This window comes from Burkholderia sp. Bp9004, from assembly GCF_003858025.1.
Classification (GTDB): Bacteria; Pseudomonadota; Gammaproteobacteria; order Burkholderiales; family Burkholderiaceae; genus Burkholderia; species Burkholderia diffusa.
In genome coordinates this window covers 319890-345099 of record NZ_QTQD01000003.1, presented here as the reverse complement: position 1 = coordinate 345099, position 25210 = coordinate 319890, and the positions used below count along the sequence as shown (strand labels likewise).

Here is a 25210-nt window from a genome sequence, read left to right as displayed (position 1 = left end):
GGCCGCTTCAGGCACACGCACCGGCCTTCGTCACTCCTGCGTCTTCAGCACCGTATGCGTGAAGCCGTTCGCCGCCTGCGCGACCGACAGGCTCAACTGGTATTCGGAAATCGTGGTCGTCGCCGTCCACTGGAAATCCATCGCCTTCACCATCGTCATCAGCGGATCGCTGCGGTTGTCCGCCATCGACGTCAGCATCTCGGTGCGATGCTTGTCGATGTTCGCGTACCGCGTGTCGAGATCGTTGCCGTACGTGCGCAACCGCTCGACCAGCGACGCATGATTCGCCTGCGCGGGTGTCGCGGGTGTCATCTGCACCGCCGGCACCGCATCGGCCGGCGCGCGCGACATCGCGACGCCCGACGCCGACGACGAGCCCGCGGCTGCACCCGGCTGCATCAACGCATCGAACTGGCGCACCTGCGCCGGATCGGACGCCGTGCCCGCCTGCTGCACGGCGCCCGCGAGCGCGGCCGCGCCCGGCGGTGCTGCACCTACGCCTGTTACCGACATGATCGTGTCCTCCTTGACCGGCAGCGCCGGAAACGAGCCGGCCGACACGCACGCGCGCCCCGCCAGGCACCCTGCACGGGCTGCCCGGGCATGTGGCGTCGCGCGGCGCGGCCGGCGTCCGGCGTCATGCGCGGCCGGCGGAACTCAGGTGTTGCGCAACCTGGGCGTTCGCCGTCCCTTCCTGCGCGGTCACTGCGTTGCTGGTTTCGAACGTCGCGGTCGACTGCTGGACCTGGAAGTTGATCTTCGTCAGTTCGAGCTGCGTCTTGGTCAGGTCGTCCGCCTGCTGCTGGACCTGGGTCGTGTCGTTCGGACCACCCGTGCTACCGGCTGCTGAGGCACCCATATTTCGCTCCTTTTGCGTGAAGAACGTCATCCACTTTCCGGCGGCGGCCCCATGCCCCGCCAGTGACGTGACGCGCCGCATGCATGCGGCGTGTCGCGTAATGCGCGCACCGCGCGACACGCGATGCGCAAATCCTGTCGCGACGCTAGTGCGCCGCCTCCTTCGGTGCACCAGCGGCCGCGACGGCCGGCGCCGCCGGCGCATCCTGCAGCAGCGTCGGGCCCGGCACCGGCTGCGCGACGCCTGCCGCCGCACCGCTCGCGAGCGGCGGCACGGGCGGCGCCGGCGCGCGCTCGGGCGCGCTCGCGGACGGGCCGCCAAGCGGCATCGTGATGCGCTGGCCGTTGCGCTCGAACACGACTGCGTCCGGACCGATCGACATGACGGTCGGCCCCTCCTTCAGCCGCGCGCCTTCGAAATAGCGGCTGCCGTCCGCCATCTCGATGTAGCGCTGGTCGCCGTCGCCCGCGAATACCGTCGTGATCTCCGGAATCCCCGCGACGCCGCCGAGCGTCGTCGCGGTGCGTGGCGCGGCGGCATCGGCGTCGCGCACGTGGTCCACCACCTCGAGCGCCGGACGCGCGTCCTTCATGTAGTTGCGGATGCGCGGCTCGATCTGCGCGCGCTCGGCAGCGCCCGTCAATTCGATCCGGCCGCGGCCGAGATACGCGACCGTCAGCGCCGTGTCGCTGAAATAGGTCTGCGCGGTCGCGACCAGGTCGCTGACCACGTAGATGTTGCCGAGCGCCGCGTTGTCGACGCCCGCGACGATCTGCGCGACGCGTTCGCGCGCGGCCGGATCGCTCACGTAGCCCGACACGATCACGCCGTCGTCGCGCGGCGCGACGGCCAGCTCCGGATACGCGTGCAGCAGTTGCTGCAGCCGGTGCGTGCGCGCGAGCACCGATTCGTGCTGCCACGGCAGGCGCCCGGACCAGGTGACGAAGCCGTAGCCGAGCGCGCCCAGCAGCACGCCGAGCCACAGCGCGACCAGCGCGATCACGAGCCGCCGGCTGCCGAGGCGGCGCAGCCCGCCTGCGAGCCAGCCGAGCCACGCGGCCTCGCGCGCGGTATCCGGCGCACCGGTTTCATCCGGCAGCGCGACGCTCGCCTGCGCGTGCCGCGCGATGCCGAGCCGGATCGAGCCGACCGTCACGACGTCATGCGGCGTCAGCGAGCGGCGGCCCGCGCCGAGCGGCTCGTCGTTGAACAGCACCGGCGCCCCGCCGTCGCCGCCGTGGTTCTGCACCGTTACAGCGAGCGCACCGACCTGCAGGCACACCTGTTTCGCGCCGATCTCGCGATCGGGCAGGATCACTTCGCAGTCGGCCGCGGTGCCGACCCAGTTCGCGCCGCGCGCGAGCGACATCGTGCGGCCGTACATCGGCCCGCTCAGGAAGCACAGGTTCCACGGCGACACGAGCGCGGCCGACCCGGCCGCGGCGCCTCCCGCACCGCCGGGCAATGCGCCGTCGCCGTGCGGATCAATGATGGTCGTCGACATGAGTGGTGGCTCCTGCGGTCGTCGCCACGGGCTGCGCGGCCGAATCCTTCGGCGGCGGCAGCGCAGGCGGGCCGAACTTCGTGCCGGGCAGCGGCGCGGGCGTGAGCGGCACCGCGATGTCGTTGTCCGGCGGGCGGTACATCGACGTGCCGTTCGAACCGGCCGGCCCGTCCGCGCCCGGATTCACCGGCGAGCCGTCGGGCGCATACATCGACGCGGTCGTCACCACGCGCGGCGTCAGCAGGTAGAACCGCTCCATGTGGTTGCCCGACTTGTCGGTGTACTTGAACAGGTTGCCGATCAGCGGGATGTCGGACAGCCACGGCACGCCGCTCTTGTTCAGCCTCACCTCGTCGTCGTTGAAGCCCGCGATCAGCAGGCTCTTGCCTTCGTCGATCATCGTCTTGGTGACGATGTTGCGCTGCTGGATCACCGGCACGTTCGACACGGCCTGCCCCGGCACGATGTTGCCGTCCTGGATGTCGATCGACATCATCACGCTCTGCGGGTTGCCGGAGACGGCGGCCGCGTTGCGGATCGCCTCGTCGACGATCATCGGCGTCACCTTGATGCTCGTGCCGGTCGTCACGCTGTACAGCGACGAATCCTGGTAGCCCTGCACCTGCACGTAGAACTGCGTCAGGTTCTCGAGAATGGCCTCGGTGTTGTCGAGCGCGAGCACCTTCGGCTTCGATCGCAGCTGCGCCTGCCCCTTCTGCGCGAGCGCGTTCACGCGCGTGAGCAGGTAGTTGCGCAACGAGCCGCCGATCGACGCGGTCAGCGCGATCCCGGTCGGCATGAAGGCGCCCGTCTGCCCGGTTTCCGACGTGCCGATGCCGAACGTCAGCGGCGGATTGCCGGCGCCGTTGAACTGCGTGTTGCCGTTCAGCGGGTTCTGGCCGTTGCCGATCTGCACGTCGCCGTGCGTCGTGTGCAGGCGCCAGTCGATCCCGAGGCTGTCGAGCGAATCCTCGTTGATGTCGATGATCGTCACGTTGATCTCGACGATGCGCGGCCGCTCGTCGAGCTGGTTGATCAGCGACTGGTAGCGGTACATGTTCTCCGGCAGGTCGCGCACGATCACCGCGTTGATCGCCGGATCGGCGACGATCTGCGGCAGCGTGTCGCCACCGCCGCCGCTCGAGAACGGCGAGAAGCCGCCCGCGCTGCTGTCCGCGCCGCCATAGCCGCCCTGGCGCGGGCCGCCGGACATGTCCGGGAAGTCGAGCCGCGGCACCGCGATCGTCAGGCCCGAGCCGAGCTTCACCTGACGCGCGGCCTGCCCGAGCGGCGTGCTCGACGGCAGTTCGCTCGTGCCGCCGCCCCTGCCGAACAGCCGGCGCAGGATCGTCGCGACGCCCGGCACCGTCACTTCCTTGCCCGAGCGGTTGATCGTGAAGTCGGACGCCCAGCCGTACCTGAGGCGGAAAGCGCGGATGTCCGCATGCGCGCCGTTCGCCGACGGATCGCCGACCGAGCCGACCGCCTGCCGCACGAGCTCCACGTAGCGGCGCGGGCCGGCCACGTATACGCTGTTCGCGCGGTCGTTGATCACGAGCGTGTAGCGCTTGTCGGGAATCTGCATCGCCTGCAGCGCGCGCCCGATCTCGCCGGCCGCGTTCGGCGGAATCGGGATCATCTGCGTCTGCGACTGGTCGGCCGGGTCGACGTACAGAAACGAGCCGTCGTAGTACCACGTGAGCCCGTAGGTCGAGCAGATCGTGTCGAGCGTCTGCTGCGGCGTGCCCGAGAAGCGGCCGCTGATCACGCCGTCGACCTTCGGGTCGACCACGGCCGTCACGCCCTGCGACGATGCGAGCTCGCGAATGAAGTCACCGATCTTCTTGCCGTTCGCGACGATCGTAAACGGCTTGTTGCGCCAGCGCAGGTCCGCCGCGCGCGCCGGCTGCGCGACCGTCATGCACAGCGATGCCGTGAGCAGCGCGGTCGCGCACATGGCGAGCGCGGCCCGTTGCAGGCGGCGCGGTTGAAACCGGATCGGGGTGACGCGTCGGCGCATCAAAGCACTCCTGTGGAAGAAACGAACATGCGTTCAAGCGCCTGCTGCGCGAAGCGCAACACCTCGCTGCCGAGCCAGCCCGACAGCAGCACGAGCGCGACCATCACGGCGATCAGCCGCACCGCGATGCCGATATTGGCGTCCTGCACCTGCGTGACCGCTTGCAGGATCGCGACCACGAGGCCGGTGACGGTGGCGATCAGCACGATCGGCAGCGACAGCAGCAGCACCAGCATCAGCGCCTGCCGGGTCAGGTCGAGGATCGTCGAGCTCGTCATTGCGCGACTCCCGGCGCGCGCACGCCGGCGCCCGCGCCGAGCGTGCCGTCGTCGGGCGGATTCTTCACCCAGCCGACCGTATGCAGCTGCACGTCCTCCTCGACCTCCTGGTACGACAGCACCGCGAGCTCGGGCAGCACCGGCTGCAGGATCGTCTTCACGTAACGACGCGCGCCGAGCGCGACCATCACCGCGAGCCGCGCGGCGCCTTGCGGGTTGCCATGGCCGCCTGCGCCGGCCGCCTGCGCCGACGTCGCGGCCTGCACGATCGCGCGCACCTGTTCGCCGATGTCCTGCTTGATCGCGCTCGACAGCGCGAGGAAATTGCCCTGCTTCGTGCGCATGACCGCGTTCTCGATCCGCTCCTGCAGGTTCTGCTCGAACAGCACGACGCGCAGCTGCCGCGTCGCGCCCGCATGACGATCGGTGATCATCCGGCGCAGGTCGACGCGCACCAGCTCGACCAGCGCGATCACGTCGTCCGGCTCGTTCGGCGCCCACGTGATGAGGCTTTCGAAAATCACGCGCAGGTTGCGGATCGGCACCTGTTCGGCAAGCAGCCGGCGCAGCACCTCGGTCACGCGCTGCAGCGGCACGAGCCGCGTCAGTTCGCCGACGAGTTCGGGATGCTCGCGGCGCACCAGGTGCACGAGCGCCTGCGTTTCCTGGATGCCGATCAGTTCGTCCGCATGCTGGCGCACGATCTGTTCGACGTGCGCGGCGAGCGCGCCTTCGCTCGTCAGCCACTTGCCGTCCGGCGCCGCGCCGTCGGGCTTGATCCACAGCGCGGTCGCGAACGGGCCGAACGCCTCGGCCGGCTGGCGCTCCGCGCGCTCAGGCAGCGGCGCGACGCCGTCCCACAGCAGCCAGCCCGGCTTTAGCGCGCCATGCGCCGCGAGCACGTCCTGCAGATAGATCCGGTACGTGCCGGCCGCTGCGCCTTCGTCGTCGTTCAGCGTGATGCGCGGAAATACCGTGCCGATATCCGCGTCGACGCGCGCCTTCGCGCTCGACAGCGCGGTCTGCAGCTGCGCAAGGTTCAGCGTCGTGCGCAGGTCGTCCGACAGCGACACCGCGATCAGCGACGTGACGCCCGCCGCATGCGACACCTTCGCGGGCTGGCCGTCGTCGGTCGCGCCGATGCGGCCCGCGATATGAATCAGGTTGAAGCTCGGCGCGGTCGTCTTGCGCTTCAGCTGCGTGAATGCGAACGCGCCGAGGCCGAACGCGATCAGCGCGAACGACCACTTCGGAAAACCGGGCACGACGAGGAAGCCGGCCAGCACCAGCGCCGCGATCAGCAGCGCGCGCGGATGCGCGCCGAGCTGCTCGCCCAGTTGTTCGCCGAGCTGGCGCTGCCGCGTGTCGCGCGTCGCGACGCGCGTCGTCACGATGCCGGCCGCGATCGACACCAGCAGCGACGGGATCTGCGACGCCATCCCGTCGCCGACCGTCAGGATCGCGTAACGTTGCAACGCCTCGCCGATGTCCATGCCGTGCATCAGCGTGCCGACCGCGATGCCCGCGACGATGTTGATGAACGCGATCACGAGGCCCGCGATCGCGTCGCCCTTCACGAACTTCATCGCGCCGTCCATCGCGCCGTGCATCTGCGATTCCTGTTCGAGCTTCTCGCGACGCTCGCGCGCTTCGTCGGCGCTGATGATCCCCGCGCGCAGGTCCGCGTCGATGCTCATCTGCTTGCCCGGCATCGCATCGAGCGAGAAGCGCGCACCGACTTCGGCGACCCGCTCGGAGCCCTTCGCGATCACGATGAACTGCACGACGGCGATCACGAGGAACACCACGCCGCCCACCACGACGTTGTTGCCGACCACGAGCCGGCCGAACGCGTCGATCACGTGGCCCGCGTTCGCGTGCAGCAGGATCAGCTTGCACGACGCGATGTTCAGCGCAAGCCGGAACAGTGTCGTAAACAGCAGCAGCGCGGGAAACGACGAGAAGCTGACGGCCGAAGGCACGTAAGTCGACACCGTCAGCAGCACGACGCTGGCGGCGAGATTCAGCGAGATCATCCCGTCGAGCGCGGCTTGCGGAAGCGGCAGGATGAACAGCGCGACCACCGACACGATGAACGCGGCGAGAAACAGGTCGGCGCGCGGCGATGCCCCGAGACGTCGCCCGGACACGCTGCGGGCGGCGGAAAAGATCCGCTGCCAGTCGCGAGGGAGCGCCTTCGGTTCTGCCATCGTGCCGTCGTCCTGTCGTTGTCGCCGGCGGGCACGGGCCGTCATGCCCCGTGTCGCGCGGACCGTTGAATGGGACGAGTGTAGCGACGCGACACCGCGCAAAAAGGGATGCACCTCGTAGCGGCGCGGCGGTTTTCCGGTGACGATCGGATCCGACTACGAAACCCGGCGGCGCCTGCTCGCGCGCATCGCCGGAACCGCTTCCATCGCGCGGCGGGCGCCGCGCGCGCAGACAGGGTCAGGACTCCAGACGGCGTGCGGCGAGATACGCGAGCTGCGCGCGATTCCGGACGTTGAAGAGTTTTTCGAGCGAACGGATATGGTGACCGACCTTGTGCAGCGACGTGCGCAGCGCGCTCGCGATCTCCTGGTCGGACAGCCCGTGCACGAGGCGCTCGAGCACCTGCTGCTGCTCGTCGCCCAGCGCGAAGCCGCGCATGCGCGCGATGCGCGCCTCGAGAAACGGCAGCGCGACGCGATGCACGGCGAGGCTCACCGCCAGCGCGCCGCCGATCACGCGATCGTCGATCCACTCGGTACCGTGCGCTTCCGACGTCACGTTCACCGCGACGCGCAGGTCGAGCCGCGGCGCCGACAGGCTGAAGATCACGCCGCTGTTCATCGCATGCGCACGCAGATGGCCGGCCAGCGCGAGCACCTTGCGGTCGCCGCTGCCCTGCGCGGACGACTCGATCTCGTCGAGCCGCCACGCGACCGGAAAGCCGCTTTGCCGCACTTGCGCGAAACGCGGGTCGCTCTCGTAGAGCATGCCCTCGATATACGGCTGCACGAACGTCGCGGGCGCGAGGTCGCGCAGCAGATGCGCGCACAGAATGCGCCGCCCGATCATTTCATACGCACCGTAACCGAGTGTGCTGAAACCGATTTGCCGCAATCGGGCATGGCATTGGGCGAAATCGACGGGAGCGAGGTCGGATTTACCGGGTGCGATTTGGATGCCGGTAAAAACGTCGCGCTCGATTGCATGAATTTCTTTCGAATAAGCGGCAGCAGCAGCGATATCGGCTTGCGAGAACCACTCGACGCGTGGCGCGTCGTCAGCATATGTCATGAGGAGCCCACCCTTTCCCAATATGTGAACCTGCCCCGTCACGATCTGGTCTTTTCTTTATGTTTTTCTGGTCTTCTCTATACCGGTGCGAATATGAACCTTTCGCCCGAATTAGTATTACGGCATATTACGCGCACACAGGCATTTTTGTACAATGCCCCCGCGTTTCGTCAGGATGACGATCGACGCATATCATAAAGATGCTCGATCGCATCGTCGCGAGCGCCGTACACGATACGGCTGCCGCCACGCGATGCGCGTCGATTCCGAGGGATGGCTCATGTCCGATATTGCATTGCAAGAAGAAGCGGTCGCCCCAACGTTGTCCCGTCCGTCGCGGCGGACGGCCGCCTGCACCGACGCGTCGAGAGAACGCACGGTGCAGGTCGTCTGGTGCGACGACATCAAGCGCGGCGACATCGCGCAGCCACACGCGCCGAAGCTCGGCGTCGCCGATACGCTCGCGAACGCGCAGAGCACCGCGGAGCGCAACCGGATCGTCGCAAGCCTGCTGCACCTGACGGGCTTCTCGACGTTCGCGTATTTCGCGCTCGAATTCTCGCGAGAGCGCGTCGAAAGTCTCTACCTCCACGAGGCGTTCACGCCGACCACCTATCGCGGCGACTACGTGAGGCACAACCATCACGACATCGATCCGCGCACGCTTGGCGCGCGCGTCTGCAACATGCCGATCGTGTGGGACCTGCAGCAGCTGCGCCGCGAACACCGCGAGCGCGACGACGCGCCGTGCGTGACGCCGGCAGCGCTCGACGGCTTCCTGCAGACGATGCAGGACGACGGCATGTGCAGCGGCATCATGTATTCGATGGCCGTGCCCGGCACGCGGCTGCACGCGTTCATGAGCTTCACCGCGCCGCGCCGCACGCGCGAATGGATCACGCCGGCGACGATCGAGCAGGCGCTGTCGATCGGGCTGTCGGTGCACAAGTTCGCATCGCCGCAACTGATCGCGACGTCGCGCGAACGCGCGGTGAACGGGCTCACGCCGTTCGAACAGGAACTGCTGCTGGGCATCGCGGAAGGCGCGTCGGACAAGGAGATCGGCCGGCGCCTCGACACCAGCGCGCACAACGTCGACTATCACCTGCGCAAGCTGCGCAAGCGCTTCGGCGTCGCGAACCGGATCCAGCTCACGTACCTGACGTCGAAGCTCGAACTGATCTGACGCGCGCGACGAACCCGCGTATACGCACATGCCGGCCTCGCGGGCCGGCATGTGCACACACCTGGCGACGACGCCGTAAGGCGCTACTTCAGCAGCGTCATCTGCACGACCTTGACGATCACGAGGCCGACCGCGATCACCAGATAGCCGCGCATCACGGCCATCCAGACGCGCGTCGCGACCGTCATCTTCTGCGGCTCGAGAGAATCGAGCGGCGGCATGCGCCACGTTTCGCGCAGCGTGCGGTCGATGCCCGGCTCGACGACACGCTTGTTGCGGCGGATCAGCACCGTCGCGAGATAACCGGCAATCGCGAGCACGGTGCCGCCGATCAGCACGTCGACGATCGCTTCGCCGCTGATGTCCGGATACATCACCGATGCGGTCAGGATGATCGACAGCAGCACGAGCACCCAGATCACCGCGCCCGTGAACACGTTCAGCTTCGTGGAGTTGACCCACGGGCCGAGCACCTGGCGATCGTTGCAGAGCACGAGCAGGAACACGGTCGCGCTCGGCAGCAGCACACCGGCGAGCGTCTGCACCGCTTCGGTCAGCAGGCCGAGCGGGCTGCCGGGAATCAGCACGAGCGCGGCAGCCGCCGCGACGATGCCGAAGTAGACGAGATAGAAGCCCTTCGCATCCGACACGCCGCGATGCAGCGAATGACGGATCTTGAACACGTCGCCGATCGCGTACGCAGTCGACAGCGACACCGCCGCCGCGCCGATGATGCACGCGTCGAGCAGCGCGACCGCGAACAGCGTCGCGCTCGTGCGGCCCGCATATTTCTCGAGGCCCGCGATCACGCCGCCCGCGTCGGTGAAACTGCCCGCTTCCGGATGGCCGCCGAACAGCGCGGCACTGAAGCCGATCATCGCGACCGCGCCGATCAGCACGAACGCGATGCCGATCCACAGGTCGACCTTCTCATACTTCATGAAGCGCGGCGTGATGCGCTTGTCGATCACGTAGCTCTGCTGAAAGAACAGCTGCCATGGCGCGACCGTCGTGCCGACAATGCCGATCACGAGCAGCATCACGTCGGACAGCTTCGCGTGCGCGGGCCAGTTCGGCACGAAGAAGTCGCGCGACATCTGCGCCGCCGGCGGGTGGATCGACACGAGCACCGGCACGAGCAGCAGGCTCATCACGCACAGCACGATCGCGAACCGCTCGAAGCGCCTGAAGTCGCCGGTACTCACCGCCGCCATCGTCAATGCGGCCGCCACGCAGACGCCCGCAACCTTCGGGAGCCCGAAGAAAGCCAGCACGAACGTGATGCCGATGAACTCGGTGACGATCGTCAGCGCATTGAGCAGGAACAGGTCGATCACGCTGAACGCGCCCCAGAACTTGCCGAAGCGCTCGAAGATCAGGCGCGCATGGCCGACGCCGGTAACGGCGCCGAGGCGCAGCACCATCTCCTGATTCACGTACAGCACCGGCACCAGCAGCAGCAGCGTCCACAGCAGCGTCGTGCCGTAGTTCTGGCCGGCCTGCGTATAGGTGCCGAATGCGCCGGCGTCGTTGTCGCCGACCATCACGATCAGGCCGGGGCCGATGATCGCGAGCAGCGTGCGCAGGCGCGCCCACCACGTCCCGCGCGCGGCGGTGTCGTGATGCGCGATGGTGCCGAGCGCGCCGCGGATGTCGCCCAGGTGGGCTTCGTCGAGCACGGCGCTGCGTTCGACGGCGATCGGTGGAGAGACGTTCGATGGCGTGGACATGATGAATTCCGTACGGCTGGTTTTTTTATACGGCAAGCGTGTGGCCTTGGAATACGCGCGCGGAATGGGTCCGCGCGCGCATGCCGAGACGCGCTCGGCGCTTCTTCAGCGGATCAACGATTTCAGCTGGTTCAGCAAACGGGAGAACACCCGCGGACGGGCGTCGAGCGTCAGCATCGCGTCGTAATGCGGACGCGATTCCGTGACGTGCGGGAGGTTCGACAGCAGAAGGCCGAAGTTCATGGTCTGGCTCCTGGCGGCAACGGCATGCGTGCCGGCCGCTTGGTGGGCGCGGGGCCAGTCCGGGGCCTGAACGACGTGTCAGGCTAGTCGGCCGGCATGTCCCTGCGACCCGGGTTCAAAAGGGTCTGTTGATGCAACGGGCATAAGGGACAACTGTCACTGTCGTTCACGGCGGCTCCTGTGCGGTGTTCCGGAGAACACGGTTGACCGCCGTCAGGCGCGGTCCGCCGTTCGGGTGCATGCGAAACGCATGCGCGAACGCGGCCGCGCGCCGGGCGGCGGCAAAACCGGATGGCGCATGCGAACACGCATCACGCTAACCGGCGCGAATCAGGGTGCACGTAGGGAGTTGCTGCGGAATACTGCTGCGCGCACCGTTTGCCTGGACGACAAACGGCGGCTTCGATGAGGCGCGGACGTCGGTCGCTCAGGCGGAAATTTCGTTCGAAGATCGACTACTGCAGGCGTCCAAGGCGGCGGCCCCAAGAGTGAAGATGCAGGATTCTATGGACCGGCCGAAACGGAAGTCAACCCTCTGGCATGCGCCGCGGGAAATTTTTTTCCGTCCCCTACACACTGAAAGATTCGCGCCCGGAATGGCGCGCCGCAACCTTTCAACGCGTTGCAGGGCGCGCGCCGCCGATGCGTGCGAGCAACAGTCGCCGCTGCCGCCGGTGGGCGGGCGTGCTGGGGCATCGGCCTGCCTGCGGCGCGGCGGCGCTGCCGATGCAACATGCGCAACGCCGCTGCTTTTTTGCTTGCACCGCAGCAAAGCTCGCGACTACAATCCGCCCCAATTCATCAAGGGAGTCCCTTCGTGGACACATGCTCCAGTTGCAGTTCGATGCCGGTCCAGGCCGGCCAAGCCATCGCGAGATAGCAGCCAGACACATGTCATTCGCCGCTAGCTCGCATTCGTCGGGTTAGCGCGCTTCCCCCGATGCCGGCATAGCCGGCTCGTCCGTCGCACGCTCCGTTACGTTCCAACCGCCGATCGCAGGTCGCGTCATGCACCCGCGCTCGATCACGTCGTCCGGCATGCGCCGGACCGGACGGAGGATCGTCATGTTCTTTCAATCGTTCGCGGCCAAACTCAAGCGACTCGCGCACGTCGCGTCCGACCGCTTGCTGGTTTCGGGCCTTTCGCCGCTCGCCCACGCGTTCGGCGACTGGCGCGGCAGCGCCCTCGCGCACCTGCCGGCGGCAACGCGCCCGCTCGACTGCGTGCTGATCGGTGCGGGCCGCCGCCGTCGCGCTCGTCGCGCTGCTCTGCACGGCCGCATCGCGCCTCGGCTTCGCATACGTATGGCGGATCGGCGGCTGGCTGCCGTAACTGGCAGTGCGCAACGCGCCGCATGCCTGCGTGTCGCTACCCCCACCTGCTCCATCGCTTCGCGTTCCCATTTCTTCAGTCAAGCTAATCAATCAAACAACGGAGCCCGCATGAAAAATCGCTTCGAATCCGCACCGCGTACACCGCGCCTCGATGCGCTCGCCGCGTTGCTGCTGTCGCTCGCCGCCGCGCCCGCGCTCGCGCAATCGTCGTCGCCGGCTGCCGCGTCCGCCGCGGCCGAGCCGGCGGCCGGCGTCAGCGACGCCGCCCCCGCACCGGCTGCCGATGCTGCCGCGCCAGCGCCCACCGGTTTCTGGGAGCGCTCGAACCTGCTCGGCAACATGGGCGGCCTGCGCGACGTGCTCGGCGATCACGGCATCACGCTGAACCTGCAGGAAACCAGCGAATACCTGTACAACGCCGCAGGCGGCACGCAACGCGGCGGTGCCTATCAGGGCCTCACGCAATTCGGCTTCAACGTCGATACGGAAAAGGCGATCGGATTGCCGGGCGGCACGTTCAACGTGTCGGCGCTGCAGATCCACGGCACCAACCTCACGCAGCGCTATTTGCAGACGCTGCAGACCGCGACCGGCATCGAAGCGAATTCGACCACGCGGCTGTGGGAGCTCTGGTACCAGCAGGCGTTCCTCGCCGGCAAGGCCGACGTGAGGGTCGGCCAGCAGAGCGTCGACCAGGAATTCATGGTGAGCCAGTACGCGGCGACGTTCATGAACGCGACGTTCGGCTGGCCCGTGCTGCCGTCGACCGACCTGCCGTCCGGCGGCCCCGCGTATCCGCTGTCGTCGCTCGGCGTGCGGCTGCGCTTGAAGCCGGCCGACGCGTGGACCGCGATGGTCGGCGTGTTCGACGGCAACCCGGCCGGCCGCAGCGACGGCGACGCACAGGTGCTGAACGCGCACGGCACCAACTTCAACCTGCGCAGCGGCGCGTTCGTGATCGGCGAACTCCAGTACGCGCTGAACGCGCCGCCGACCGATCCGAAGGCGCCGCAACCGCTCGGCCTGCCGGGCACGTACAAGCTCGGCTTCTGGTATCAGTCGCAGCACGCGAACGATCCGCGCCTCGGCACCGACGGGCTGTCGCTCGCGAATCCGGCCAGCAACGGAATCCCCGCCACGCATCGCGGCAACTACGGTTTCTATGCGGTCGCGGATCAGATGGTGTGGCGGCCGTCGGCGGACAGCCCGCGTTCGGTCGGCGTGTTCGCACGCGTGATGGGCGCGCCGGGCGATCGCAACGTCGTCGATTTCGCGGCGAATGCGGGCGTGACGCTCAAGGCGCCGTTCAAGGGCCGCGACGACGATACAGCCGGCATCGCGATCGGCTACGCGAAGATCGGCTCGCACGCACGTGCGCTCGACGGCGACACGGGCACGTATACGACGCCCGGCTATCCGGTGCGCCGCGCGGAAACGGTGATCGAGGCGACCTATCAGTACCAGGTCGCACCGTGGTGGCAACTGCAGGCCGACCTGCAGCACTTCTTCCGGCCTGGCGGCGGCATCCCGAACCCGAACCAGGCCGGCGCGCGCATCGGCGACGAAACGGTGGTCGGCGTACGCACGACGATCACGTTCTGACACGCGCGCATGTGATATGGGCCGGACTGCCGCTCGCGCGGCGATCCGGCCCGTGTCCGTTTACGTGCCTGCGTGCCTGCGTGCAACGCACGCGGCCCGTCACTCGCCATACAGGCCGAGCAGTTTCAGCGTGACGCCGTTGGTCCAGCCGAAGCCGTCCTGCAATGGATATTCGCCGCCACCGCCACCGCCCGCGCCGGCCCCTTCCACCACGTACTTCTCGACGAGCTTGCCTTCGGTCGCATACACATGCTTCACGTCGGCCAGGAAGCGCGTGCCGATGTCCTTCGCGAGTGCCGGTTCGCCGTAGCGGCGCAGTCCGTCGATCGCGATCCACTGCAACGGCGCCCAGCCGTTCGGCGCGTCCCATTGCTGGCCGGTGTTCTCGGTCGTCGTCGCGAGGCCGCCCGGTTGCAGCAGCGTCTTGCGCACCTCGCGCGCGGTCGCCTTCGCGCGTTCGGGCCATGCGACACCCGCGAACAGCGGATACAGCGCGGCCGCCGTCACGCCGTCGCGCGGCTTGCGCAACTGCCAGTCGTAGTCGCCGTAATAACCGCGGCGATTCCACAAATAGTGGTTGATCGCCGCCGCGCGCCGCGCCGCCCGGCCGGAAAAATCCGCCACGCACGCGATGTCGCGCGTGACCGCGCAGCCCTTCACGATCGTCGTCTCGAGATGGAACATCAGGCTGTTCAGGTCGACCGGCACGATCGACGTCGTGCGGATCGTCGCGAGCGTCTTGCCGTCGCCGAACCAGCGCGAGCTGTAGTCCCAGCCGCTTTCGGCGCCCGCGCGCAGGTCGCGGTACACCTCGTTCGCGGGGCGATTCGGCACCGCCTTCGCGGTCGTCACGTCCTCGAGATACGACTCGTCGCGCGGCGTGTCGCTCGCGTCCCAGTAGCGGTTCAGCACCGCGCCGTCCGGCATCGCGACCACGTTGCGCGCCGCCTGCCCGCGCGGCGTCGTGGTTTCGCCCTGCATCCAGTACGCATGCTCCTTGCGCAGCGCCGGCAGGTATTTCTGGTAGACCTTGTCGCCTTCGGCTTGCGCGGCGAGCGTGACCATGTAGGCGAAGAACGGCGGCTGCGATCGGCTCGCGTAGTACGTGCGGTTGCCGTTCGGGATGTGGCCGATCGTGTCGATCAGATACGCGAAGTTGTCGAGCATGTCGTCGACGAGATCCTCGCGCCCCGACACCTGCAGCCCGAGCATCGTGAAATAGGTATCCCAGTAGTAGCCTTCGCGGAAGCGGCCGCCCGGCACGACGTACGGCTTCGGCATCGCGATCAGCGAGCTGTACGGCGGCACCGTCATGCTGGTGCGCGTGAGCTGCGGCCACAGCCAGTCGATGTGCTGGCGCAGCGTCTGGTTCGCGGGTGGCGTGACCCCGCCTTCCGGCGGCGGCGTGAAGTGCTGGTCGACGAACGCCTTCAGCGAGAAGCCCGGCTGCGACTTCTGTTGCTGATACAACTGTACGATCGTCGCCGGATCGGTGTTGGGCGTCGCGTCGACGAAGGTCTTCTGATCGGGATAGATTTGAGCCGTCTGCACCGCGACGAACAAGTCGCCGTAGAGCTGGCTCGGTGGCGGCAGCAGCGTGCCGGAAGCCGGGCTCGCGAGCGTCGCCGTGGCGGGCGCGGCGGACTGGCTGGCCGCCTGCATCGAGGCTTGATTTGCGCTGTCGGCCTGCGCCGCGCAACCGGTGACGGCGAGGTAAGCAACGGCAAGGACGGCGGCCCAGCGCAGACGCGGCGCGGGAACGGACGGATGCGAGGCAGGATGCGATGCGGTCGATGCGGCACGACGTGACGTCATGACGTGTCCCCTCCTTTCGATGATGAATGGTTCGGCAGGGGTCTCGTTCGCGCGTGCGCTCGTCGCGATGGCCGTCGATCGATGCGCGTCGTTGTATTACGCAGATGAGTTCCGACTGTCGCACGAAACGCGCAACGCACGCAAGTTTCGAGGCGGCCACCGCGAGCGCACGTCATGTGCCGTGTCACGAACCGCACCCGGCACCGCAGTCGTTCCTTCTTTCACGCGCGGTAACAGGAACGACTGTTGCAACATGCGGAACAACCATTGTCTCGCGTGACGCAACGACCACATTGTGGGCATAATGGCGTCTTTACCGCGCGCCCTGCCCATGTCGCCCGTCTTTCTAGCACCGCTCATCGTTGCCTGTGCGTTGTTCATGGAAAGCGTCGACGCGAACATCATCGTCACCGCACTGCCCGCGATGGCGAGGGACTTCGGGCACAATCCCGTCACACTGAACATTGCGATCACGGCCTACGTGGTCGGCCTCGGCGTATTCATCCCGATCTGCGGATGGCTTGCCGACCGCTTCAGCGCGCGCGCCGTCTTCCGCACCGCGATCGGCATCTTCGTCGCCGGCTCGCTGATGTGCGCGGCCTCCAACTCACTCGGCGTGCTGACGTTCGCGCGCTTCGTGCAGGGCGTCGGCGGCGCGATGATGGTGCCGGTCGGCCGGATCATCATCTTCCGCGCGGTGCCGCGCTCCGATCTCGTGCGCGCGATGAACTACCTCGCGATTCCCGCGCTGTTCGGGCCGACGCTCGGGCCGCTCGTCGGCGGCTTCATCACGACCTATCTGCACTGGCGGATGATCTTCTTCATCAACGTGCCGATCGGCATCTACGGGATCTACCTCGCCAGCAAGCACATTGCGAACACACACGAGCCCGATCCCGGCCCGCTCGACTGGTTCGGCTTCCTGCTGTCGGCAAGCGGCGCCGCGCTGCTGCTGATGGGCCTCACGCTGATCGACGGCTCGCTCACGTCGCGCGGCAACGCGCTCCTGATGTGCGTGGCCGGCGCGGTGATGCTCGCGCTCTACGTGCCGTACGCGCGCCGCAAGGCGCGTCCGGTGCTCGATCTCAGTTTCCTGAAGATCCCGACCTATCACGCAAGCGTGGTCGGCGGGTCGCTGTTCCGCATCGGCCTCGGCGCGGTGCCGTTCCTGCTGCCGCTCGCGCTCCAGGAAGGCCTCGGGATGAGCGCGTTCCACTCCGGGCTGATCACCTGCGCATCCGCGCTCGGCGGCGCGGTGAGCCGCTCGACGGCCACGCATACGCTGCGCCGCTTCGGTTTTCGCACGGTGCTGATCTACAACGCCGCATTCGCCGGACTCGCGATCGCCGCCTACGGCGTGTTCCATCCGGGCATGGCGACCTGGGCGATCTGGACGATCGTGCTGGTCGGCGGCATCTTCCCCGCGCTGCAGTTCACGAGCCTGAATTCGATGATCTACGCGGATATTTCGCAGGCCGATGCAGGCCGCGCGACGAGCCTGGGCAGTGTCGTGCAGCAGATGTCGCTCGGGCTCGGCGTGACGGTCGCCGGCCTCGTGCTGCACGTGTCGCACTGGCTGCAGGGACATCAGACGATGGTGTGGTCGGATTTCTGGCCCGCGTTCGTCGTGGTCGGGCTGTGTTCGTTCGCGTCGATTCCGATCACGCGACGGCTGCCGCCCGGCGCCGGCGATGAAGTCGCGCGCGGCAAGCGGCAATAAACAGGCTGTCCGGGAAAAGGCTGGCAGCGGAACAACCGGAAAACAAAAAAAATCAGCGGACATCCACACGGGGCCGGTGCACAGCCGCATGGATGTCCGCTCAGGGCTCCGGGTCTCTCATTGGGGGTTGAGATTCCCTGATCTGCTTCCTGCGTGCCATGGACATATGTGCGTCGGAAGCCGAATCGTTGCGCGCACATTTCGTCGCGCCATGACTGCACTATAGGGAAAGTCGCGCCGCGCATCTGTCAAGCATTGTCAGAAGCGTCGCGTGCATGCGTCGCACACGTGCGCCGCTTTCGCGCTAAAGTGGTGCCCGACTGCCACCCTCAGCCGCCGTTCCGATGCTTACGCTCTCGCCCGCCGCCGCCCGCGCGCTGCATCTCGCCGCGCAGGGCCTGCTGACCCCGCCCCGCCGCAAGGCCACCAAGGCCGACGTGCTCGACACGATCCGCCGGATGGCGCAGTTGCAGATCGATACCATTCACGTCGTCGCGCGCAGCCCGTATCTCGTGCTGTTCAGCCGCCTCGGCGACTTCGCCCCGCAGTGGCTCGACGAACATCTCGCCGAGGCGCGCCTGTTCGAATACTGGTCGCACGAGGCGTGCTTCCTGCCGGTCGAGCAATTCGGGCTGATGCGCTACAAGATGCTCGATCCGTCGGGAATGGGCTGGAAATACGCGGCCGAATGGCACGAGCAGAATCGCGCGGACATCGACCGCATGCTCGCGCGAATTCGCGACGAAGGCCCGGTGCGATCGGCGGATTTCATTCGCGAAGACGGCGCGAAGGGCAACGGGTGGTGGGACCGCAAGCCCGAGAAAAAGCACCTGGAGGTGCTGTTCACGACCGGCGACCTGATGGTGTCCGAACGCCGCAACTTTCAGCGGATCTACGACGTGCGCGAGCGCGTGCTGCCCGGCTGGGACGATGCACGCGACCTGCCGCCGCGCGACGCGGTGCTGCCCGCGCTGCTCGACTACACGTGCCGCGCGCTCGGCGTCGTGCGCGCGGACTGGGTGGCCGATTACTACCGGCTGCCGCGCCGTTCGTACCGCGCGGAGCTCGAGCGGCTCGCGGATGCGGGCGAGCTGATTCCGGTGGAGATCGCGGACTGGAAGGAGCCGGCCTACGTGCATCGCTCGCTCGAAGCGCTGCTGCCGGCCGCCGCGGCCGATACGCTGCGCTCGACCGTCACGACGCTGCTGTCGCCGTTCGATCCGGTGGTGTGGGACCGGCGGCGCGCGTCGACGCTATTCGGGTTCGACTACACGATCGAGTGCTATACGCCCGCGCACAAGCGGCGCTACGGCTATTTCTGCCTGCCGGTGCTGCATCGCGGCCGGCTGATCGGGCGCGTCGACGCGAAAGCGCATCGCGCGCTCGGCACGTTCGAATTGAAGGCGGTGCATGTCGAGCCGGGCGTGCGGTTCGGCACGGGGCTCGCGGCCGACGTCGCGAAAGCCGTGAAACGGCTGGCGGCGTGGCATGGGACGCCGGAGGTGGCGGTCGCGCACGCGCCGCCCGAATTGTCGAAGGCGCTGGCCGGCGCGTAAGACCGGCGGAGCCGCGCCGCGCGACGGGCAACAGCGACGCGCGCGCCGCTTGCGATTGCGCGGCGGCGCGCCCGTCTGCCGCCACCTGCCACCTGCCACGGCTCAGTCGCGCAGTTTGCGAAAGCGCGGGGTGCCGTCCGGCAGGTTCTCGTTGAACATCGCTTCCGGCCGCACCCACAGGCCGCGCGCATGCGGCCACAGATGCTCGTACACCACCACCGATTCCTCGGTTTCGGAATGACGGGCGACGCCGATGTAGCGATACAGCCCGCCCTTGTAGTGACGATGCGTGGCGAGTTGTTCGGCTTCCTGTTCGGTCATGATCTGCTTCCCTTCGGCAAAACGAAAGCGCGTATTGTATGCGCTCGCCGCGCGTCAGCGTTTCGCGTAGATGTCGGGGCGGCGAATCTCCATCAGCCGCTCCGGATTCGCGGACGGCCCGAAGCCGACCGGCCGGTACAGTTCGTGCGCGTCGGTCGTCACGAGCATGATGCGGCGCAGGCTGCGCACCATCGGCTGCGCGAATACGTGGTCGATCAGCGCGCGGCCATAGCCGTTGCCGCGGTCGGCCGGCAAGACGAAGACGTCGCACAGGTACGCGAACGTCGCGTGGTCGGTCACGAGCCGCGCGAACCCGACGAGCCGGTCGCCCACATACGCGCCGAAGCACAGCGATCCGTCGATCGCACGCTCCACGACGTCGCGCGGAATGCCCTGCGACCAGTACGCGTCCCGGTGCAGGAAATCGAAGATCGCGTCGATGTCGAGTTCGCGCTTGTCGGTGGAAAATCTCAGCGTGGCGGGAGTGGCTGCGGGCACGTCGGCTCTCCGGTCGGGTCGGGGGCGGAGCAGCAACGATAGCGCGACTCGAACAGCCGAGGCAACCGAACGCCGCGCGACGCGCTCCGGCGTCTGCTCCTCCATCTCGTCTCGCCTCGCCACGGGCACAACCGATCGCACGGGCCACGCGGCTCGATTCGGTGATATCGTCACCGGCTCAATGAACTCGCAGCATCGCTTCATGCCCTATCGACTCATCGCGTTCGACTTCGACGGCACGCTCGCCGATTCGCTCGACTGCTTTCTCGCGGCGCTGACCGAAGCGTCGCGCATGCACGGCTTTCGCGACGCGACGGCCGACCTGCGCCCGGCGCTACGCGGCATGTCGGCGCGCGAGATCATTCGCGCGCTCGAGGTGCCGATGTGGAAAGTGCCGCGCGTGACGCTCGACATGCGCCGGCTGATGCGGCCACGCATCGCGCACGTGAAGCTGTTCCCGGGTGTCGACTCGACCTTCGACGCGCTCGCCGCGCGCGGCATCCGCATCGCGATCGCGACGTCGAACAGCGAGGACATCGTGCGCGACCGGCTAGGCCCGCATGCGAGCCGATGCGTCGATACGTTCGCGTGCGGCATTCCGCTTTTCGGCAAGGCACGCCGGCTGCGCGCGCTCGTGCGCGAAGCGGGCATGCAGCCCGCCGACGTGCTGTACGTCGGCGACGAAATCCGCGACGCCGAAGCGGCACGCCGCGCGCGGATCGCCTTCCAGGGCGTCTCGTGGGGCTACACGGCCGCCGATGCGTTGCAGGCGCATTGCGCGACGCCATTGCTGCCGCATCTCGACGCCTTGCTCGACCGCGTGTGAGGAAGCAGCGCGAATCGCGCGTTCGATTCGACGGATCGCGAAGCAACCAACGCGCTCTGCCCGCAAGACGATGAAACGCCGATGACACGCGCACACATCGCAGCCATTGCATGCACGCCGCGCACGCAAAAATTTCCGCCACGATGCGCGCGACAGGTACGCTCTACCTGCCCGCGCGCACACACATCGATTCGTCTTACCAACCGTTACACAAACCACAGCGCGGTTGCACCTGCTACCTGAGCGGTCTCCTAGAATCAGTCGGGCCGGGAAACACTTCGAACGCCGCCGCGGCAGAGCGGCCACCGAGTCCGGCCCGGGCGCGCCCGGTCTCTCGCACAGCTGCGGATCACCCGATCCGCCCGTTAATCAGAGCCCCGATTGAAAGGAGGTCCCATGAACCGCTTTCCCCAAGTCTCGCGCCTTGCATTGTCTGCCGCTGGCCTGCTTCTCGTCGCCGTGACGGCGACCGCGCAAACCGCGCAACCGGCGCCGGCCGCACCGGCCGCCGCCACGCAAACGCGCATCCACGAAGCCGACCAGACTTTCATCACCGACGGCACGAAAACCGTGTCGACGCAGCACGATGCCGCACGCATCGCCAATTCGCGCACGTCGGACAGCCAGGTGAAGGCGTTCGCGCAGCGCGTGTCGACCGACGATGAGAAGATCATCCAGGCGATGCGCGCGGCCAGCCCGCGCGGCGTCGACGTGCCGGCCAACGATCCCGACACGGCCGTGCTGGACGGCATCAAGAACCTGCGCGGTGCGGAATTCGACAAGGCATACATCGAGCAGGTCGCGCTCGCCGGCCAGCAAAAGACGATCTCGGCATTCCAGGCCGAAATCGCTTCGGGCCGCGACACGAAGCTGAAGGAAGTCGCACGCCAGGCGCTGCCGATCCTGCAGGCGCACTACGCGGACGCGCAGAAGCTCGCCCAGCGTCACCACCTCGCATCGGCACAGTAACGCGATGCCCCACCGCGCATCGCGCGCGGTGCTTCTCTTCCCCGCTCGTCGCGTCGCCGCCCCCCTTTCGGCGGCGCGACGCCAGCGCCTCCCCGGTTCGCGTTACGTCGCCAGCTTCGCGCGCAACCGCTCGCTCACGTCCGGCCATTCGTCGTCGATGATGCTGAAGCGCACCGAATTGCGCTTGCGGCCGTCGGGCATGATCCGCTCGTGACGCACGATCCCTTCCTGCTTCGCGCCGAGCCGCAGAATCGCCGCGCGTGACTTCTCGTTCAGTTCATCGGTCGTGAACTGCACGCGCACGCAGTGCAGCGTGTCGAACGCGTACGAGAGCAGCAGCCATTTCGCCTCGGTATTCGCACGCGTGCGCTGCGCCGATTCGCTCAGCCACGTATGACCGATCTCGAGCTTGCGATTCTTGCGGTCGATCTTCCAGAAACGCGTGCTGCCGATCGCGCGGCCCGACGCGCGATCGACGATCACGAACGGCATCACGGTGCCGGCCGCGCGGCCTTGCAGCGCCGTGTCGATATAGGCGTCGACCGTGTCCTCGCCCGGCACGACCGTGACCTTCAGGTTCCACAACCGACCGTCCGCCGCCGCATCGAGCAACGCTTGCCGGTCGGATGCCTCGAGCGGCCGCAGTACGATGCGCTCGCCGGTGAGCGTCGGTTGTTCGAGGGAAGATGATGCGTCCGTCATGTCCGGTTCCGTTTCCATGAAGATGACGCGGAGGATGACCCGCCGCGCAGCGAAACGCCCATCATACGGCCGGCGTCAGCCGGGCAGCGCGGCGAGCCGCTGGCGAATCGCGTGCGCTTCGCCGCGCAGCGCGTCGGCGAATGCGTCGACGAGCAGGCTCTTCGGCCGGTGCTCGGGCACGATCACGCTGACGCGGTATGGAAACGAGCGCGTGAGCGGCCGCACGTGCAGGTCGCGCCCGACGAAATCGAGCGCGGTCAGCGGGTTGACGATCGCGGCGCCGAGCCCCTGCCGCACGAATGCGCACACCGACACGGCCGACGGCGTCTCGACGATCGAACGCGGCGCGACGCCGAGCTGCGCGAATGCCTCGTCGATCAGGATCCGGTACGGGTCGTTCAGCGACAGGCTCACGAACGGGCGATCGGCGAGATCCGCGAGATCGATCGCGCGTTGCGCGAGCAGCGGATGGCCGTCGGGCAGCACGCACACCTCGTCGACTTCGAGCAACGGCGTGAGGACCGTGCCGGCCGGCGCGATGTCGTGTTCGGTCAGCCCGAGATCGTAGCGCTGCGCGGTCAGCCACTCCTCGAGCACGGGTGACTCCTGCGTCGCGACCGACACGCTGACGCCCGCATGCGCGTCATGGAAACGCCGGCAGGCGCCGGGCAGGATCGCGTGCGAAAACGCCGGCAGCGCGATCACCGACAACTGCCCGTCGCGAAACTCGCGCAGCCGCGCGGCCGTCGCCGCGACGCGCTCGAGCCCCACATACGCGAGCCGCACGTCGTCGAACAGCGTGAGCGCGGCCATCGTCGGCCGCAGCCGCCCGTGCGAGCGCTCGAACAGCGCGAAGCCGATCACCTGCTCCATGCGCGCGAGCTCGCGGCTGATCGTCGGCTGCGACGTATAGAGCATCTCGGCCGCACGCGTCGTGCTGCCGGTGACCATCAGCGCGCGGAAGACCTCGATGTGCCGGTGTGTGAGCATGAGCACCTATATCCAAAATGAATAGAATCTCGAAAAACAGGCATTTTACTGTATAGACGTTCAGGCGCATCATTCACGCTATCCGTTCATTCGATCCGATTCTTCCGCCATGTCCCTCGATTCCCGCCAGCTCGCGGCGCTCGCGCAGCAATACGGCACCCCGCTGTGGGTGTACGACGCCGACGTCATCCGCGACCGCATCGCCCAACTGCGCCAGTTCGACGTGATCCGCTATGCGCAGAAGGCGAACTCGAACCTGCATATCCTGAAGCTGATGCGCGACGAAGGTGCGTGCGTCGACGCCGTGTCGCTCGGCGAAATCGAGCGCAGCCTCGCGGCCGGGTTCAGTCCTGCGGGCGAACCGGAAGGCGTCGTGTTCACGGCCGACCTGATCGACCGCCCGACGCTCGCGGCCGTGCTGAAGCACGGCGTGACCGTGAACGCCGGCTCGCTCGACATGCTCGCGCGCGTCGGCGAGCATGCGCCCGGCCACCGTGTATGGCTGCGCGTGAACCCGGGCTTCGGCCACGGCCACAGCAACAAGACCAACACCGGCGGCCCGCAGAGCAAGCACGGCATCTGGATCGACGACGTACCGCGCGCGATCGAGATCGTGCGCCAGTACGGGCTGAAGCTGGTCGGCATCCACATGCATATCGGCTCGGGCGTCGACTACGGCCATCTGTCGCAGGTGTGCGACGCGATGGTCGACCTCGTCACGTCGCTCGGCCACGACATCGAAGCCATCTCCGCCGGCGGCGGGCTGTCGATTCCGTATCGAGACGGCGAGCCGCGCGTCGACGTCGGCCACTACTTCAGCCAGTGGGACGCCGCGCGCAAGCGGATCGAACGGCATCTCGGCCACGCGGTGCGCATCGAGATCGAACCGGGCCGCTTCCTCGTCGCGGAAGCCGGCACGCTCGTCACCGAAGTGCAGGCCGTGAACCACCGGCCGAAGCACGACTTCGTGCTGATCGACGCGGGCTTCAACGACCTGATGCGTCCGTCGATGTACGGCAGCTACCACGCGGTATCCGTGCACACGCACGACGGCGCGCTGCCTGCCGGCCGGCCGCTCGTCGACATCGCGATCGCAGGGCCGCTGTGCGAGTCGGGCGACGTGTTCACGCAGGACGCGGGCGGCGTGGTCACGCACCGCAAGCTCGCGCAGCCGCAGATCGGCGACCTGCTGTTCCTGCACGATGCAGGCGCATACGGCGCGTCGATGTCCTCGAACTACAACAGCCGGCCGCTCGCGCCGGAAGTGCTCGTCGATCGCGGCACGCCGCGGCTGATCCGCCGCCGGCAGACGATCGACGAACTGCTTGCGCTCGAAACGTTCGAGTAAAACGCGCCTTCGCGCCGCGTTCGACGCGGCGGACGCCAACGGCCAGGCTTGCCACTACCGGCATGCCTGGCCGTTCTGCTTTTCAGCAATCGTTTCGGGCGCAACCGCTCGACCACGCCGTAGCACCCGATGCTGCGCAACCCGCACAACCGCAGCAGATCGCATGCAACGTGCTTCACGCATGGAGAAAAACTTTCCACGCCGCGTGGAAAGTCCATGCTTTTTTGGAAGCACTTTCCTTTTTGACAAAACTAAGATTGCCCTTAGTCGTTCAGCATTTGCGTCACCGGACACGCATCGACGATGCAGCCGGTCTACCCCACTCGCAAGCCGCACGGGCACTCATGAACACGATGCTTGAACTCTTCGCCGCGCAACGCTACGCCACCGTGCGCGAACGCATGCCGTAACGCCTCGCGGCACACG

Annotated in this window: 22 protein-coding genes and 1 pseudogene; 9 read left to right on the top strand and 14 right to left on the bottom strand. The window is 67.5% G+C overall.

The genetic code is table 11. The features are described from left to right. Positions 1–30: 30 nt before the first annotated feature. From DIE08_RS05705 to DIE08_RS05675, 7 genes are all read right to left on the bottom strand, one after another. Positions 31–513: a hypothetical protein gene (locus tag DIE08_RS05705; RefSeq protein WP_124901248.1), complete on the bottom strand. Its 483-nt coding sequence runs from the start codon at positions 511–513 to the stop codon at positions 31–33. A 124-nt stretch (positions 514–637) separates the two neighbouring features. Beyond that, on the bottom strand, positions 638–859 hold the full coding sequence (locus DIE08_RS05700; RefSeq protein WP_040141234.1) for a hypothetical protein: 222 nt from the start codon (positions 857–859) through the stop codon (positions 638–640). A 145-nt stretch (positions 860–1004) separates the two neighbouring features. Then, positions 1005–2363 carry a type III secretion system inner membrane ring subunit SctD gene (gene sctD / locus DIE08_RS05695; protein WP_124901247.1) on the bottom strand — a complete coding sequence of 453 codons (1359 nt, stop codon included), beginning with the start codon at positions 2361–2363 and terminating at the stop codon, positions 1005–1007. Beyond that, positions 2344–4383: a type III secretion system outer membrane ring subunit SctC gene (gene sctC, locus DIE08_RS05690; protein WP_124628133.1), complete on the bottom strand. Its 2040-nt coding sequence runs from the start codon at positions 4381–4383 to the stop codon at positions 2344–2346. Before sctC ends, sctD begins: the two co-directional genes overlap by 20 nt. Further along, a complete protein-coding gene (gene sctS / locus DIE08_RS05685; protein WP_006751731.1) occupies positions 4383–4661 on the bottom strand; it encodes a type III secretion system export apparatus subunit SctS in 279 nt (92 codons plus the stop codon). Before sctS ends, sctC begins: the two co-directional genes overlap by 1 nt. After that, positions 4658–6871: a type III secretion system export apparatus subunit SctV gene (gene sctV, locus DIE08_RS05680; protein WP_124628131.1), complete on the bottom strand. Its 2214-nt coding sequence runs from the start codon at positions 6869–6871 to the stop codon at positions 4658–4660. Before sctV ends, sctS begins: the two co-directional genes overlap by 4 nt. A gap of 238 nt (positions 6872–7109) precedes the next feature. After that, positions 7110–7943 (bottom strand): autoinducer binding domain-containing protein, encoded by an 834-nt coding sequence (locus DIE08_RS05675; protein ID WP_124628129.1) that lies wholly within the window; start codon positions 7941–7943, stop codon positions 7110–7112. A gap of 280 nt (positions 7944–8223) precedes the next feature. On the opposite strand from DIE08_RS05675, the gene DIE08_RS05670 reads away from it, so the two are divergent. Continuing rightward, positions 8224–9129, top strand: coding sequence for a LuxR family transcriptional regulator (locus DIE08_RS05670; protein ID WP_059600315.1), 906 nt, complete (start codon positions 8224–8226; stop codon positions 9127–9129). Between the two features lie 83 nt (positions 9130–9212). On the opposite strand, the gene DIE08_RS05665 is transcribed toward DIE08_RS05670, so the two are convergent. Further along, a complete protein-coding gene (locus DIE08_RS05665; RefSeq protein WP_124901246.1) occupies positions 9213–10859 on the bottom strand; it encodes an Nramp family divalent metal transporter in 1647 nt (548 codons plus the stop codon). 105 nt (positions 10860–10964) lie between these two features. Then, a complete protein-coding gene (locus DIE08_RS35515) occupies positions 10965–11102 on the bottom strand; it encodes a hypothetical protein (protein ID WP_170296434.1) in 138 nt (45 codons plus the stop codon). A gap of 1065 nt (positions 11103–12167) precedes the next feature. Here DIE08_RS35515 and DIE08_RS05660 point away from each other — a divergent pair. Further along, positions 12168–12435, top strand: a pseudogene (locus tag DIE08_RS05660) (hypothetical protein). A gap of 110 nt (positions 12436–12545) precedes the next feature. Further along, the gene (locus DIE08_RS05655) at positions 12546–14039 is read left to right on the top strand and encodes a carbohydrate porin (protein WP_124901245.1); all 1494 of its coding nucleotides are present in this window, start codon (positions 12546–12548) and stop codon (positions 14037–14039) included. Positions 14040–14138: 99 nt separating this feature from the next. Here the strand turns inward: DIE08_RS05655 and treA are convergent, their stop codons facing one another. After that, positions 14139–15854: an alpha,alpha-trehalase TreA gene (treA, locus tag DIE08_RS05650; RefSeq protein ID WP_124901244.1), complete on the bottom strand. Its 1716-nt coding sequence runs from the start codon at positions 15852–15854 to the stop codon at positions 14139–14141. Between the two features lie 331 nt (positions 15855–16185). Between treA and DIE08_RS05645 the strand changes: the two genes are divergently transcribed. After that, the gene (locus DIE08_RS05645) at positions 16186–17574 is read left to right on the top strand and encodes an MFS transporter (protein ID WP_124628116.1); all 1389 of its coding nucleotides are present in this window, start codon (positions 16186–16188) and stop codon (positions 17572–17574) included. 344 nt (positions 17575–17918) lie between these two features. Next, on the top strand, positions 17919–19130 hold the full coding sequence (locus DIE08_RS05640) for a winged helix-turn-helix domain-containing protein (RefSeq protein WP_124901243.1): 1212 nt from the start codon (positions 17919–17921) through the stop codon (positions 19128–19130). 102 nt (positions 19131–19232) lie between these two features. Here DIE08_RS05640 and DIE08_RS05635 read toward each other — a convergent pair whose 3' ends face one another. Both DIE08_RS05635 and DIE08_RS05630 read right to left on the bottom strand, forming a co-directional pair. Further along, complete coding sequence (locus DIE08_RS05635; protein WP_006751720.1) at positions 19233–19451, bottom strand: DUF1653 domain-containing protein; 219 nt, start codon at positions 19449–19451, stop codon at positions 19233–19235. Between the two features lie 54 nt (positions 19452–19505). Continuing rightward, positions 19506–19949 (bottom strand): GNAT family N-acetyltransferase, encoded by a 444-nt coding sequence (locus tag DIE08_RS05630; protein WP_059685971.1) that lies wholly within the window; start codon positions 19947–19949, stop codon positions 19506–19508. Positions 19950–20151: 202 nt separating this feature from the next. Between DIE08_RS05630 and DIE08_RS05625 the strand changes: the two genes are divergently transcribed. Next, on the top strand, positions 20152–20775 hold the full coding sequence (locus DIE08_RS05625) for an HAD hydrolase-like protein (protein WP_124901242.1): 624 nt from the start codon (positions 20152–20154) through the stop codon (positions 20773–20775). Between the two features lie 396 nt (positions 20776–21171). After that, positions 21172–21744 (top strand): DUF4142 domain-containing protein, encoded by a 573-nt coding sequence (locus DIE08_RS05620; RefSeq protein ID WP_124628110.1) that lies wholly within the window; start codon positions 21172–21174, stop codon positions 21742–21744. Between the two features lie 102 nt (positions 21745–21846). On the opposite strand, the gene DIE08_RS05615 is transcribed toward DIE08_RS05620, so the two are convergent. Continuing rightward, positions 21847–22446: a GNAT family N-acetyltransferase gene (locus tag DIE08_RS05615; RefSeq protein WP_124901241.1), complete on the bottom strand. Its 600-nt coding sequence runs from the start codon at positions 22444–22446 to the stop codon at positions 21847–21849. A gap of 75 nt (positions 22447–22521) precedes the next feature. Next, positions 22522–23436 (bottom strand): LysR family transcriptional regulator, encoded by a 915-nt coding sequence (locus DIE08_RS05610; protein WP_059600096.1) that lies wholly within the window; start codon positions 23434–23436, stop codon positions 22522–22524. 109 nt (positions 23437–23545) lie between these two features. Here DIE08_RS05610 and lysA point away from each other — a divergent pair, with 109 nt between their 5' ends. Together lysA and DIE08_RS05600 are read left to right on the top strand one after the other, a co-directional pair. Then, on the top strand, positions 23546–24784 hold the full coding sequence (lysA, locus tag DIE08_RS05605; RefSeq protein WP_059600097.1) for a diaminopimelate decarboxylase: 1239 nt from the start codon (positions 23546–23548) through the stop codon (positions 24782–24784). A 62-nt stretch (positions 24785–24846) separates the two neighbouring features. Then, complete coding sequence (locus DIE08_RS05600; RefSeq protein WP_124901240.1) at positions 24847–25194, top strand: hypothetical protein; 348 nt, start codon at positions 24847–24849, stop codon at positions 25192–25194. Positions 25195–25210 lie beyond the last annotated feature (16 nt).